11 protein-coding genes and 1 tRNA gene are annotated in these 14055 nt (G+C 72.4%); 7 read left to right on the plus strand and 5 right to left on the minus strand.

Features of this window, described 5'->3' with window-relative positions:
* Window positions 1–186 precede the first annotated feature (186 nt).
* The 5 genes from ACZ56U_RS33770 to ACZ56U_RS33790 all read left to right on the plus strand — a co-directional run bounded on the left by ACZ56U_RS33770 (window position 187) and on the right by ACZ56U_RS33790 (window position 6688).
* Window positions 187–274, plus strand: a tRNA-Leu gene (locus ACZ56U_RS33770).
* 89 nt (window positions 275–363) lie between these two features.
* Window positions 364–585 carry a hypothetical protein gene (locus ACZ56U_RS33775; protein ID WP_469087866.1) on the plus strand — a complete coding sequence of 74 codons (222 nt, stop codon included), beginning with the start codon at window positions 364–366 and terminating at the stop codon, window positions 583–585.
* A gap of 264 nt (window positions 586–849) precedes the next feature.
* A complete protein-coding gene (locus ACZ56U_RS33780; RefSeq protein WP_469087732.1) occupies window positions 850–4701 on the plus strand; it encodes a Pls/PosA family non-ribosomal peptide synthetase in 3852 nt (1283 codons plus the stop codon).
* A gap of 74 nt (window positions 4702–4775) precedes the next feature.
* On the plus strand, window positions 4776–6131 hold the full coding sequence (locus ACZ56U_RS33785) for a M1 family metallopeptidase (RefSeq protein ID WP_469087857.1): 1356 nt from the start codon (window positions 4776–4778) through the stop codon (window positions 6129–6131).
* A gap of 182 nt (window positions 6132–6313) precedes the next feature.
* Window positions 6314–6688 carry a YchJ family protein gene (locus tag ACZ56U_RS33790; RefSeq protein WP_469087733.1) on the plus strand — a complete coding sequence of 125 codons (375 nt, stop codon included), beginning with the start codon at window positions 6314–6316 and terminating at the stop codon, window positions 6686–6688.
* 46 nt (window positions 6689–6734) lie between these two features.
* Here the strand turns inward: ACZ56U_RS33790 and ACZ56U_RS33795 are convergent, their stop codons facing one another.
* A complete protein-coding gene (locus ACZ56U_RS33795) occupies window positions 6735–7436 on the minus strand; it encodes a FadR/GntR family transcriptional regulator (RefSeq protein WP_469087734.1) in 702 nt (233 codons plus the stop codon).
* Between the two features lie 128 nt (window positions 7437–7564).
* On the opposite strand from ACZ56U_RS33795, the gene ACZ56U_RS33800 reads away from it, so the two are divergent.
* Complete coding sequence (locus ACZ56U_RS33800; protein ID WP_469087735.1) at window positions 7565–8071, plus strand: gluconokinase; 507 nt, start codon at window positions 7565–7567, stop codon at window positions 8069–8071.
* A 48-nt stretch (window positions 8072–8119) separates the two neighbouring features.
* Window positions 8120–9517, plus strand: coding sequence for a GntP family permease (locus ACZ56U_RS33805; RefSeq protein WP_469087736.1), 1398 nt, complete (start codon window positions 8120–8122; stop codon window positions 9515–9517).
* Window positions 9518–9721: 204 nt separating this feature from the next.
* Here ACZ56U_RS33805 and ACZ56U_RS33810 read toward each other — a convergent pair whose 3' ends face one another.
* The 4 genes from ACZ56U_RS33810 to ACZ56U_RS33825 form a co-directional block, all read right to left on the minus strand.
* Window positions 9722–10348: a cytochrome b/b6 domain-containing protein gene (locus tag ACZ56U_RS33810; RefSeq protein ID WP_469087737.1), complete on the minus strand. Its 627-nt coding sequence runs from the start codon at window positions 10346–10348 to the stop codon at window positions 9722–9724.
* Window positions 10332–11057, minus strand: coding sequence for a molybdopterin-dependent oxidoreductase (locus ACZ56U_RS33815; protein ID WP_469087738.1), 726 nt, complete (start codon window positions 11055–11057; stop codon window positions 10332–10334). The genes ACZ56U_RS33810 and ACZ56U_RS33815 overlap by 17 nt, the downstream gene beginning before the upstream one ends.
* 74 nt (window positions 11058–11131) lie before the next feature.
* Complete coding sequence (locus ACZ56U_RS33820) at window positions 11132–12661, minus strand: APC family permease (RefSeq protein WP_469087739.1); 1530 nt, start codon at window positions 12659–12661, stop codon at window positions 11132–11134.
* A 75-nt stretch (window positions 12662–12736) separates the two neighbouring features.
* Window positions 12737–13687, minus strand: a complete 951-nt coding sequence (locus ACZ56U_RS33825) for a hypothetical protein (protein WP_469087740.1) — start codon at window positions 13685–13687, stop codon at window positions 12737–12739.
* Between the last annotated feature and the right edge of the window lie 368 nt (window positions 13688–14055).

Below are 14055 nucleotides of genomic sequence, written 5' to 3' on the forward strand. Positions count from 1 at the left end.
GGTGGTTCCTCCCGCTGTCACTGCTGGTGGTCGCCCTCATCCTCTCTCTCCGGCGGGCCGCGCCCAAGACCGGACCCGGCCCGTCACACGGCGTTCACGCCAAGGTGAGGGGGTGATCGGGGCACCTCGAAAGCCTGGTAATGTTTCCTCTGTCGCCGCGAGGGAAACCCGCGCGACAGACACCTTGTCCGGGTGGCGGAATGGCAGACGCGCTAGCTTGAGGTGCTAGTGCCCTTTATCGGGCGTGGGGGTTCAAGTCCCCCCTCGGACACCAGCTGAAACCCCTGTCGATCAGGGGTTTTTTGCTTTTCTCCGCTCCTTGGCGAAATCTCTCCCGCCAGGTCGGCAACCTCGCGGCCCTCCGTGGTGACCACTCCCTGGCACTGCACGGTCCAGACACCCACGGCGACCGCGACACCGACGGCCACACCCACACCCACCCCCGAGACCGGCGCGGTGCTGGCCTCCGGCACCGGGGCGGGGACGATCGCCTTGGCTCCGACCGCGCTGAAGAAGATCACCTTCTCGGTCACCGGGGCGAACGGGACACCGCGGATAGCTGAATTCGAGACCTACGCATCATGAACAAAGCACCCAACAGCGGCCACTCGCAGGGTTCTTGGTCGATGTGGGGCATGTCTCGCCCTCGCTGAGGATCAGCAGGTCAGGCGGTACGAGGCTCGTCCGGGACGCCACCCGGACGGGCCTGGCCGCTGGCCGTTCCAGGGGTCCGAACCTAGCGTCGTACTAAAATTTCCGGCTTGTTACGAGCTGGAGCCGGACAACCCCAGGCAGACCTGCGGCCCCGCCAGCACCCCGGAGGTCTCCGGGATCGAGACGCGAGGACCGATGGCAGCCATACACGAGAGCGATGCTCTCGGCCTGCTCGAGGACGAGATCCGCGAGCGGTTCGGTGATACGGCACGTTTCTCCGGGGGCCCGGCGGCCTCTCCGCGCACCCTGGTGGACATCTTCGACGCGTCCGTGCGGTCGTACCCGGACGAGCCCGCCCTGGACGACGGCACGACGTCGCTGACCTACCGCGCGCTGGCCGTCGAGGTGGAGCGGCTGCGGTGCGCGCTCGCGCAGGCCGGGGTCGGTCTGGGCGACCGGGTGGGCGTCCGCGTCCCCTCCGGCACCAACGACCTCTATGTGGCGATCCTCGCCGTGCTCGCCGCCGGTGCCGCGTACGTGCCGGTGGACGCCGAGGACCCCGACGAGCGCGCCGAGCTGGTGTTCGGCGAGGCGGACGTACGGGCCGTCGTGGCGGCCGGGCACGAGCTGACCCTGACCGGGCGCAGCGAGGTGCCCGCCGCGCGGCCCGGTGTCGAGCACGACGCGTGGGTCATCTTCACCTCCGGCTCCACCGGGAAGCCCAAGGGTGTCGCCGTCAGTCACCGCAGCGCCGCCGCGTTCGTGGACGCCGAGGCCGCGCTGTTCCTCGCCGAGGAGCCCATCGGTCCCGGGGACAGGGTCATGGCGGGCCTGTCGGTCGCCTTCGACGCGTCCTGCGAGGAGATGTGGCTGGCGTGGCGGTACGGCGCCTGTCTGGTGCCGGTGCCGCGGGCGCAGGTCAGGAGCGGTGCCGATCTCGGACCGTGGCTGGTGGAGCAGGAGATCACGGTCGTCTCCACGGTGCCGACGCTCGCCGCGCTGTGGGAGCCGGAGACCCTCACCGACGTACGGCTGCTGATCTTCGGCGGGGAGGCCTGTCCGCCGGAGCTGGCGCAGCGGCTGGTGACCGAGGGGCGTGAGGTCTGGAACACGTACGGGCCGACCGAGGCGACCGTGGTGGCCTGTGCCTCGCTCATGTCGGGTGAGGAGCCGATCCGGATCGGGCTGCCGCTGGACGGCTGGGAGCTGGCCGTCGTGGACGAGGCCGGGGCGCCCGTACCCATGGGCGCCAGCGGGCAGTTGGTGATCGGCGGGGTCGGTCTCGCGCGGTACCTGGACGCCGGGAAGGACGCGGAGAAGTACGCGCCACTGGAGTCGCTGGGCTGGGAGCGGGCGTACCGCAGCGGTGACCTCGTCAGGGCGGAGCCGGAGGGGCTGGTCTTCCTCGGGCGGGCCGACGAGCAGATCAAGCTGGGTGGGCGGCGGATCGAGCTGGGTGAGGTGGACACCGCGTTGCAGGGGCTGCCCGGTGTCGCCGGTGCCGCCGCCGCCGTGCGCACCGCCCGCGGCGGCAACCAGCTCCTGGTCGGCTATGTCGTGACGCAGGAGGGCTGGGACCACGCGACGGCGGTCGAGAAGCTGCGCGCCGAACTTCCCGCCGCCCTGGTGCCGTTGCTCGCGCCGGTCGGTGAACTGCCCACCCGGACCAGCGGCAAGGTCGACCGCGACGCCCTGCCCTGGCCCCTGAAGGACCTCGAGACCGGCGGGCCGGTCGAGCAGCTGTACGGCACCGAGGCGTGGCTCGCCGAGCAGTGGAGCGAGGTGCTCGGCATCCCCGTGTCGAGCGCGCGCGACGACTTCTTCGCCATCGGCGGCAGCAGTCTCGCCGCCGCCCAGCTGACCACCCGGCTGCGCACCCGCTACCCGAGCGCGGCCGTCCTCGACATCTACCAGCAGCCCGTCCTGCGGAAGTTGGCCCGGCACCTGGCGGAGTCGGCGCAGGACGACGGGGCCGCGCGGGTCGTCGCCCCGGTGCCGGTGCGGGCCCAGGTGATCCAACTCCTCGCGATGGTCCCCCTGTTCACCCTGCTGGGGCTGCGCTGGACGGTGGCGCTGGCCGCGCTGGGCAACGTCCTGTCGTACGCCTGGCTGCCGACCGCCTCCTGGTGGATCGTCGGCGCGGCGGCGCTGGTGCTGTTCAGTCCGCCCGGTCGGCTGGCGATCGCGGCGGGCGGGGCGCGGCTCCTGCTCAGGGGGGTGCGGCCCGGTAGGTACCCGCGCGGCGGGAGCGTGCATCTGCGGCTGTGGGCCGCGGAGCGGCTGGCCGAGTTCAGCGGGGCGACCGGGCTGACCGGGGTGTGGCTGGAGCGGTACGCGCGGGCGCTGGGCGCCAGGGTCGGTCCGGACGTGGACCTGCACTCGCTGCCGCCGGTGACTGGCATGCTCAAGCTCGGCCGGGGCGCGGCCGTGGAGTCCGAGGTGGACCTGAGCGGCTGGTGGCTGGACGGCGACCGGCTGGAGCTCGGGGCGGTCAGGGTCGGCGCGCACGCGGTCGTCGGGACGCGCAGCATCCTCTTCCCGGGCGCCCGCGTCGGCAAGCGGGCCGAGGTGGCGCCGGGTTCGGCGGTCACCGGGCAGGTCCCCACCGGGCAGCGCTGGGCGGGCGCGCCCGCGGTCAAGCTGGGCAAGGCCAAGCGGAACTGGCCCAAGGAGCGGCCGCGCAAGGGCACGTACTGGCGGGTGATGTACGGCGTGACAGGTGTGGCGCTCAGCGCGCTGCCGGTGCTCGCGGGCCTGGCCGCGTTCCTGGTGGGCCGGGTGTTCCTCACGCCGGAGCAGCCTCTCCCGGGCGCCGCGCTCGCGCTCGTCCCGGCGACGCTGGCGTTCGGTCTGGCGTACGCGCTGCTGCTCCTGGTCGCCGTACGGCTGCTGAGCCTCGGGCTGCGGGAGGGCACGCATCCGACCCACAGCCGGGTGGGCTGGCAGGCCTGGACGGTCACCCAGCTGATGGACCGCTCGCGCGAGACCCTGTTCCCGCTGTACGCCGGGCTGGCCACGCCGGTGTGGCTGCGGATGCTCGGGATGCGGATCGGGCGGGGCGCGGAGGTGTCGACGGTGCTCGCGCTGCCGAGCCTGACGACGGTCGGTGAGGGGGCGTTCCTGGCCGACGACACCCTGACCGCGCCGTACGAGCTGGGCGGCGGCTGGATGCGGATCGGGCGGGCCGAGATCGGGCGGCGGGCGTTCCTCGGGAACTCGGGGATGACCGCGCCGGGGCGGTCCGTGCCGGACGGCGGGCTGGTCGGGGTGCTGTCGGCGACGCCGAAGAAGGCGAAGAAGGGCAGCTCGTACCTGGGGCTGCCGCCGGTGAAGCTGCCCCGGGCGGCCGCCGGTGGCGACCAGAGCCGGACGTACGACCCGCCGGCGCGGCTGCTGTGGGCGCGCGCGCTGGTGGAGCTGTGCCGGATCGTGCCGGTGTTCTGCTCGGCGGCGATCGGGATGCTGACGGTCGCGGCGCTGTGTGTTCTCGGCGGGTGGGCCTGGGCGCTGTCGGGCCTGGTGCTGCTCGCGGCGGGCGGGGCGGCCGCGCTGGTGTCGATCGTCGCGAAGTGGCTGCTCGTCGGGCGGCACCGCGGCGGGGAGCATCCGCTGTGGAGCTCCTTCGTGTGGCGCAACGAGCTGGCGGACACCTTCGTCGAGGTCGTCGCCGTGCCGTGGCTGGCCGGGTCGGTGCCGGGTACGCCGCTGATGACCGCGTGGCTGCGGGGGCTGGGCGCGCGCATCGGCAAGGGGGTCTGGGTGGAGAGCTACTGGCTGCCGGAGACGGATCTGGTGACCCTGGGGGACGCGGTCACGGTGAACCGGGGCTGTGTGCTCCAGACGCACCTCTTCCACGACCGGATCTTGCGGACGGATACTGTGGTCCTCCGTGAGGGCGCGACGCTGGGTCCTGGCGGGATCGTGCTGCCCGGCAGCACGGTCGGGGCCCGTACGACCCTGGGTCCCGCGTCGCTCGTCATGGCCGCGGAGTCCGTTCCGGACGACACCCGTTGGCTCGGCAACCCGATCGAGGCATGGCGTCACTGAGCGCGGGCCCCTCGGCACGGGAGGGCGGCGCACCGGGGCTAGGTGGCGACATGGCGCAGGGAGCGGACACAGCGGTGGCGGTTCAGCAGTCGGCGGGTTCGGACCCGTACTTCCCGGAGAACGGTGACGCGCGGTACCGGGTGCACCGGTACGAACTCGCGCTGGACTACCGTCCGGGCCCGAACCGGCTGTCCGGCACGGCCCGGATCAACGCCATAGCGGGACCGGCGCCGCTGGGCGACTTCTTCCTGAACCTCGCCGACTTCAAGGTCGGGCGGGTCCGGGTGGACGGCCGGCAGCCGCACTACACGCATCGCGGCGGCAAGCTGCGCATCCGCCCCGCGAAACCGGTCCGGCCGGGGGCCGCGTTCACGGTCGAGGTGCAGTGGGCGGGCAACCCCAAGCCGGTGCACAGCCCGTGGGGCGGGCTCGGGTGGGAGGAGCTGGAGGACGGGGCGCTGGTGGCCAGCCAGCCGGTCGGGGCGCCGTCGTGGTACCCGTGCAACGACCGGCCCGCGGACAAGGCCTCCTACCAGATCTCGATCACCACGCCGTCGGCGTACGCGGTGGTGGCGGGCGGGCGCCTGCTGACCCGGACCACGAAGGCGTCCACGACGACCTGGGTGTACGAGCAGTCGGCGCCGACATCCAGCTATCTGGTGGGGCTGTCGATCGGCATGTACCAGACGGTGCTGCTGGGCGATCCGGGGCCGGGCGGGGTGCCGCAGCACGGGCACATCCCGGCGCGTCTTCTGCCGCGGTTCTCCCGGGACTTCGCGCGCCAGCCGCAGATGATGGACCTCTTCCAGGACCTGTTCGGCCCGTACCCGTTCGACGAGTACGCGGTCGTGGTGACGGAGGAGGAGCTCGATGTGCCGGTGGAGGCGCAGGGGTTGTCCCTCTTCGGCTCCAACCACGTGGACGGGGCGCGGGGTTCGGAGCGGCTGGTGGCGCACGAGCTGGCGCACCAGTGGTTCGGCAACAGCGTGTCCATCGCCGACTGGCGGCACATCTGGCTGAACGAGGGGTTCGCCAAGTACGCGGAGTGGCTGTGGTCGGAGCGCTCGGGCGGTCGGACCGCGCAGCAACTGGCCACCGCCGCGCACCGGTTGCTGTCGTCGCTGCCGCAGGATCTCCGGCTCGCCGACCCGGGCCGCAAGTCGATGTTCGACGACCGGCTCTACGAGCGCGGCGGCCTGACCGTGCACGCGGTGCGCTGCGCGATGGGCGACGTGGCCTTCTTCCGCATGCTGCGGGAGTGGGCGGGGCTGCACCGGGGCGGGGCGGTGACGACGGCGACCTTCACCGCGCACGCCTCCCGCTTCTCGACCGAGCCGCTGGACGAGGCGTTCCAGGCGTGGGTGCACGGGACGGCGCTGCCGCCGCTGCCGGTGCCGCGGACGCGGGCGGCCGGACAGGGCCTGTTGTGAAAGTGGCCTCTGCCGCGCGACGCCCGGCACGCACTCTCGCCGCACCGCCCGAAAGCCCGAGTACGCCCAGTACGAGGGCTTCCGGGCGGCACGCCGAGAGCACGCACCGAACGCCGCGCGGCCGCCCTCCGGGCGACGAGACCACTTTCACAACACGCCCTGGGCCCGGGAGAGTGGCGCCCATGAGCACGCGTTCCTGCCCCTGCGGTCTGCCCGAGCCCTACGACCGGTGCTGCGGCCGCTACCACTCGGGTGCCGCCGCGGCGCCCACCGCCGAGGCGCTGATGCGGTCCCGGTACTGCGCCTTCGTCCAGCAGAACGCCGCCTATCTGCTGCGGACCTGGCATCCGCGGACCCGGCCGGCGAGCCTCGACCTCGACGCGGGCATGCGGTGGACCTCTCTGGAGATCCTCGACACGACCGACGGCTCGGCGTTCCACTCCGTGGGGACGGTGACGTTCCGGGCGTCCTTCCGGGGTGGGTCGCTGCATGAGCGCAGCCGGTTCGAGCGGGTGGACGGGGCCTGGGTCTACGTGGACGGGGACTTCCTGGAGTGACCCTCGCGGCGGGGGCCGGCGGTGTGCGCGCGCCGCACCTCGTCGGTCACGGCGCGAGGATGTCCAGTTCCTGGAGCGCGCCCACGGTGATCTCGCGGGTGAGGGTCTCGGCGCGGACCGCGTCGCCGGCGCGGACCGCCTCGGCGACCTGGAGGTGCAGGGTCACCGCGGCCGGGTCGGGGTCCTCGAACATGACCTCGTGATGGGTGCGGCCGGCGAGAACCTCGGCGACCACGTCCGCGAGGCGGGCGAACATCTCGTTGCCGGAGGCCGCGAGGATGACGCGGTGGAAGGCCATGTCGTGGACCAGGTAGCCCTCCAACTGGTGGCCGCGTGAGTGGGCGACCATGCCCAGCGCGCACTCGGTGAGCTCGGCGCACTGCCGAGCCGTGGCGTTCTTGGCCGCGAGGCCCGCCGCGACCGGCTCGATGGCCGAGCGCAGGACCGTCAGGGAGCGCAGCTGGTGCGGGCGGTCGGCGCCGGCCAGGCGCCAGCGGATCACCTGGGGGTCGTAGACGTTCCAGTCGCACTTGGGGCGGACCGTCACGCCCACGCGGCGGCGGGACTCGACCAGGTGCATGGACTCCAGGACGCGGACCGCCTCGCGCATCACCGAGCGGGACACGTCGAACTGCTGGGCCAGTTCGTCCGTGCGCAGAACGCTGCCCGGCGGGTACTCACCCCCGGTGATCGCGGGGCCGAGGGTTTCCAGTACGTGGCCGTGCAGCCCCCGGCCGGATGTGCTCATGCACTCAGCGTACGCGGCAGATCACGGAGCCAAAAAGTCAGACTTATTCATCACAGGCTCTTGAATTCGTCGTACCTAATGGGTTTCAGTTGCGTCGACATCAGGTCGACCAAGACAGGGAGGCAGCGATGAACACCCCTCATGTCGTCGCGGTGATGGGCGTCGCGGGCACCGGCAAGACCACGATCGGTCCCCTGCTCGCCGCCCGGCTCGGCGTCCCGTACGCCGAGGGCGACGACTTCCACCCGCCGGCCAACATCGCCAAGATGTCGGCCGGCACCCCGCTCGCCGACGAGGACCGGTGGCCCTGGCTGGACGCCATCGGCGACTGGGCGCGCGGGCGGGCGGGGCTCGGCGGGGTGGTCAGCTGCTCGGCGCTGAAGCGGTCCTACCGCGACCGGCTCCGCGCCGTCGCCCCCGAGCTCGTCTTCGTCCACCTCGCGGGCGAGCGCGCCCTCATCGAGGACCGGATGTCCCAACGGCAGGGGCACTTCATGCCGACGGCGCTGCTCGACTCCCAGTTCGCGACCCTCCAGCCGCTTCAGGAGGACGAGGCGGGCGTCGTGGTGGACGTCACCGGCGGCCCCGAGGAGATCGCCGGCCGGGCCGCCGAGGCCCTGGCCGCGCTCCCGTAACACCCCGCACCTCCCCTCCCCGTCCCCGTACCTGCAAGGGAAACCCCCGTGACCAGACTCAGCGTCGAGATGCTGGCAGCGGATCCGGTCGAGCCGATCACCTCGGCCGGGCACGCTCAGCTGGGCATAGCCGTCCTGGCGGGCATCGCCGTCATCGTCCTGCTCATCACCAAGTTCAAGCTCCACGCGTTCCTGTCGCTGACCATCGGCTCGCTCGCGCTGGGCGCGTTCGCCGGGGCGCCGCTGGACAAGGCCATCACCAGCTTCACCACCGGTCTCGGCACGACCGTCGCCGGTGTGGGCGTGCTCATCGCCCTGGGCGCCATCCTGGGCAAGATGCTCGCCGACTCCGGCGGCGCCGACCAGATCGTCGACACGATCCTCGCCAGGGCGGGCGGCCGTTCGCTGCCGTGGGCCATGGTGCTGATCGCCTCGGTGATCGGTCTGCCGCTGTTCTTCGAGGTCGGCGTCGTGCTGCTGATCCCGGTCGTGCTGATGGTGGCCAGGCGCGGCAACTACTCGCTCATGCGGATCGGCATCCCGGCCCTCGCCGGTCTGTCCGTGATGCACGGCCTGGTCCCGCCGCACCCCGGCCCGCTGGTCGCGATCGACGCGGTCAAGGCCGACCTGGGGGTCACCCTGGCGCTCGGCGTGCTCGTCGCGATCCCGACCGTGATCATCGCCGGTCCGCTGTTCTCCCGGTACGCGGCACGTTGGGTGGACGTCCCGGCGCCGGAGAAGATGATCCCGCAGCGGGCCTCGGAGGAGCTGGAGAGGCGTCCCGGCTTCGGCGCCACGCTGATCACCATCATGCTGCCGGTGATCCTCATGCTCTCCAAGGCGCTCGTCGACATCGTCATCGACGACCCCGAGAACACCACGCAGCGCGTCTTCGACGTCATCGGCTCGCCGCTGATCGCCCTGCTCGCCTCCGTGCTGCTCGGCATCTTCACACTGCTGCGGCCCGCGGGCTTCGGCAAGGAGCGGGTCTCCGGTCTGGTGGAGAAGGGCCTCGCGCCCATCGCGGGCATCCTGCTGATCGTCGGCGCGGGCGGCGGCTTCAAGCAGACGCTGATCGACACCGGCGTGGGCGCGATGATCCTGGACATCTCCAAGGACTGGTCGATCCCGGCCCTGCTGCTGGCGTGGCTGATCGCGGTGGCCATCCGCCTCGCGACCGGTTCCGCGACGGTGGCGACGGTCTCCGCGGCCGGACTGGTCGCCCCGCTGGCCGCCGACATGTCGACGACCCACGCGGCCCTGCTGGTCCTCGCCATCGGCGCCGGCTCGCTCTTCTTCAGCCATGTCAACGACGCCGGGTTCTGGCTGGTCAAGGAGTACTTCGGCCTGAGCGTCGGCCAGACCATCAAGACCTGGTCCGTCATGGAGACGATCATCTCGGTGGTCGCGGGCGGCCTCGTCCTGCTCCTCTCGCTGATCATCTAGGGGTACGGGGACGAGTCACCCGCTGTTCGACATCAGCGGCCGGACGGCCCTGGTCTCCGGGGGCTGAACCCGGTCCCGTGAGCGGGGTGAACGTGGCCTGCGGTGCGGAGAGTCGGGATTTCGGGCTCGCCATGTCGCGCTGCCCCGCGCCGACTTCGGGGCGGCAGGCCGGGCCGCCGGGCGGTCGGGGTCACGGTCAGCCGGTCAGTGATGCCACAGGGAGTGCTCGCGCTCGGCCCATTCCCGGCTCACGGTCCCGGTCCTGAGGCCGCGGCGGGCCTCCGGGTCTCCCAGCGCCATGCCGATGTGGCCGGCGAGGACGATGCCGATGGTCAGCGCCAGCCAGTCGTGGACGAAGGTCGCGCTGGTGCGCCACTGGATCGGGGTGAGGTGGGTGAACCACATCAGCAGGCCGGTGCCGAGCATCACGAGCGTGGCGCCCGCGATCCAGGCGGCGTAGACCTTCTGCCCGGCGTTGAACTTCCCCGCCGGGCGTGCCGAGGGCCGCTTGTCGCGGCGCAGGGCGGCGCGCAGCCAGGTCCGGTCGTGCGGGCCGAAGCGGTTGAGGAAGCCGAGGTCGGCGCGGAGGTGCCGGGAGGCCAGGCCGATCAGGACGGGAAGGGGCAGGGCGAGGCCGGACCACTCGTGGACGCGGACCACCAGTTCGCGGCGGCCGACGAGTTCGGCGAGCTGGGGGAGGTAGAGAGAGGCCGCGCTGAGCACGCACACGCCCATCAGGGCGGCCGTCGCGCGGTGCACCCAGCGCTGGCTGCGGCCGAAGCGCCGGACGCGGGACGACTCGGGGGCGGGGGCGTCAGCTCGTAGGCTCATCGTCCCGCCCGTTCGACCGGCCGACCCAGGCGTCGACGTCGTAGCCGCGCCGTTCCCAGTAGCCCGGTTCCACGTCCTCGGTGACGGTGATGCCGGAGAGCCACTTGGCGGACTTGTAGAAGTACATCGGCGCCACATAGAGGCGGACCGGGCCGCCGTGGCTGTGGCCGAGGTCCTCGTCCCGCATGCGCAGGGCCACCAGGACGTCCGCGCGGCGGGCCTGGTCGAGGGTGAGGCTCTCGGTGTACGTGCCGTCGAAGCAGCTGAACCGGATCGCCGTGGCCGTGGAGCGGACCCCGGCGGCGTCGAGCAGCCGGGACAGGCGGACGCCCTCGAAGGGGGTGCCCGGGACGCGCCAGCCGGTGACGCACTGGACGTCCTTGACCATCCGGGTCTGGGGCATCGCGCGCAGGTCGTTCAGGGTGTAGGTGGCCGGGCGGTCGACGAGGCCGTCGACTCTCAGGCGGTAGGTCGCGGCGTTCTTGTGCGGGACGGAGGAGGCGACCGAGTAGTAGCGGAAGCCGCCGCCGTTGGGGAGGAGACCCGTGAGGCCGGTGGGGTCCTTGTCGGCCGCGCCGCCGAGGAAGGACTCCAGGCCGCGTTGGAGGGTGGGCGCGGCGACCACGCCGAGGGCGCCGAGGCCGAGGGTGCCGAGGAGGACGCGGCGGCCGATGGGCCTGCCCTGTTCCTCGGGCTGTCCGGAGTTCACCTGACCATTCGAACACCCGCGGGCCCTGGCGGACCAGGGTTCGCGGGTGCCCGTCAGACTTCCGTAACCACTCCTTACGAAGAGGCCGCCTTGTCCAGCTGGAACGCCTCGTTGCCCAGGCCGATGCGGGCGTGCGCCTCGGGCGAGCGGGCGCGCAGGAGCAGGCCCTGGACCACGCCGGCGAGCAGTGCCAGGACGATGATGCCGGGCAGCAGCCAGTTCAGCGACGAGTCCGGCCCCGAGCCGACCAGGACATCGAAGTCCTTCACGGTGTAGCCGGCGATCACCAGCAGGGCGAGGCCGGCCAGTGCGGAGGTGACCAGGCGCCAGGCCTGGGCGCCGGCGGCCCCGCGGCGGGCGAAGAAGACGACCACCGAGAAGGAGGCCGCCGCCATCAGGACGATCACTCCGAGGGCGCCGATGTTGCCGAACCAGGTGAACAGGTGCAGGACGGGCACGGTCGGGTCGCCGGTCGGCTTGTCGTCGGCGACCGCGAAGGCGGCCACGACCACCACCGAGACGGCCGTCTGGAGCAGCGAGCCGGTGCCGGGAGCGCCGCTGGCGCCGGTGGTGCGGCCGAAGGCGGCGGGGAGCAGACCCTCGCGGCCCATGGCGAAGGCGTAGCGGGCGACGACGTTGTGGAAGCTGAGCATCGCGGCGAACATGCCGGTCACGAAGAGGATGTGCAGCGCGTCGGTGAAGGTGCCGCCGAGGCGGGACTCGGTGAGGCCGAAGAGCAGCCCGGCGCTCTGCTTCTGCGACTCCCCGACGATCGCCGAGGGGCCGGTGGCGACGGTCAGGGCCCAGCTGCTGAGCGCGAAGAAGACGGCGACCCCGCCGACGGCGAGGAACATCACCCGGGGCACCAGGACGTGCGGGCGGCTGGTCTCCTCGGCGTAGACGGGCGCCTGCTCGAAGCCGAGGAAGGCGGCGATGCAGAAGCACAGCGCGGTGCCGACGCCCGCGCCGGTGAGGGTGTCGGGGTTGAAGGCGTGCAGGGACAGGCCCTCCTTGCCCGGGTCGGCGACGGCGGCGATGTCGAAGATGACGACCAGGGCCACCTCGATGACCAGCAGGACGCCGAGCACCTTGGCGTTGACGTCGATCTTCAGCCAGCCCAGCGCGCCGACGACGAGCGCGGCCACCAGGGCCGGTATCCACCAGGCGACGTCCGTCTCGGCGTAGGTGGCGAAGAGGCCGGAGACCTCGAAGCCGAAGATGCCGTAGATGCCGACCTGGAGGGCGTTGTAGGCGACGAGGGCGACCATCGCCGCGCCCGCGCCGGCGGTGCCTCCGAGGCCTCGGGAGATGTACGCGTAGAAGGCGCCGGCGTTGTGGACGTGCCGGCTCATCTCGGCGTAGCCGATGCCGAACAGGACGAGGATCACGCCGAGGAGGACGAAGAGCAGGGGCTGTCCGACGATGCCCATCACCGCGAATGTGGTGGGCATGACACCCGCGACCACCATGAGGGGGGCGGTCGCCGCGAGCACGGAGAGCAGCAGGCCACCGGTGCCGAGGCGGTCGGCGCGCAGGGCCCGGTCCTGGCCCTTGAAGGTGCTGATGCCGTCGGTTCTGCTCGGGCTCGAACTGTCCGTTGTCACGGGGGAGACCGTCCTTTTCGGGGGAAGGGCTGGCGGGGGCCGGGGGCCGGGGGCCGTCAGGGGGTGCCGGGGGGCTTACGTCGTACCGAGGGCGCTGTCGCGGGCGGCGCGGAAGGCCGCGGAGGGGTCCCGGTCGGGGTACGACCAGGGGGCGGGGGTGGCGTGCTCGCCGATGCGGTGGAACAGGGCGGCGGCCTCGGCGCCCCGGCCCTCGTTGACCTTGGCGTGGGCGAGGAAGTTGAGGTCGACCAGGCGCCGGGGATGGCCCTCGTGCTCCCATTCCAGCCACCAGTCGAAGGCTGCCTTCATCACCTGGCGGGCCCGGCGGCCGACCCAGTGGCCGGAGGCGGCCGGGTCGGGGGGTTCGTGGCCGGCGGCGGCGAGGACGCGGTAGCGCTCGGCGTGCGCGATGACCGGGAGGATGGCGAGGGGCGAGTCGGCCGGGGCCTGTTCGGCGGCCCAGTTGGCGAAGTCGTAGACCTCGTGCAGGGGGTCCGGGCCGGTCTCGGCACGGTGCTCGGCCAGGCGGGCGACCATCAGGTGGTGGGCGTGGTGGTGGTCGGCGTGACGCCGGCGGACCTCCTCGAAGATCCGGACGGCGGCCTGGGCGCCGACCGTGCCCTTCTCCAGCATGAGCATCCCGAGCCAGGGGGTGGGGTCGGCGGGGGCCCGCTCGGCGGCGGTACGGCAGGCATCGCGGGCGCGGTCCGGCTTCTCCTTGCCGCGCAGGGCGCGCTGGACCTGGGCGAGGGCGAGCAGGACGGCGGCGTCGGCGGACTCGGGTTCGGCGAGCAGCCAGTCGCGGGTCCAGGCGGCGCTGTAGGGCTCCAGGGCGAGGACGGTCACCCGGTGGCCTCGCAGGTCCCAGTCGTCGCCGGAGTGCGCGAGCAGGGAGCGGGCGGCCTGCCAGCGGCCCTGGGCCAACGCGGCGCGGGCTGCGGCGAGTTCGGCGTCGTCGAGGGCGGCGTCGAAGGCCTGGGCCGCGCGTCTGCGGCTGCGGCCCAGTGGGGGCGGGGGTGGAGACACCGCGGAGACTTCCTCACGCGACGTTGCTCGACGTCGTAGTTCGGTTGTGTGGGCAGCTGGTCACGGACAGCAAACCCGCAGCCAAGGCTTCCCGTCAAGGCCGGAACGGCTGTTACACGGTTCAACTAGTGTGACGCATGAGGCAGTTGTGATCACTTTTGGCGGGCACAGGGCATACGGGGGGCCGTGGGTGTGGCGTACGCCATGGCGCCGCGAGGCCGGGCGTCGGAGCATGGCGGGACGGTCGTACGGGCGACCGAGTCAACCGCCCGGTTCCGGGTACTCCCGGGAGCAAGCCGCGTCCCGGGGCATTAAAGTCGGCCCTTACCCCCGCCCCGCAGCCCGGCCCAGTGATCGAGGTACGCAGC

Source organism: Streptomyces sp. NPDC034103 (assembly GCF_055575395.1).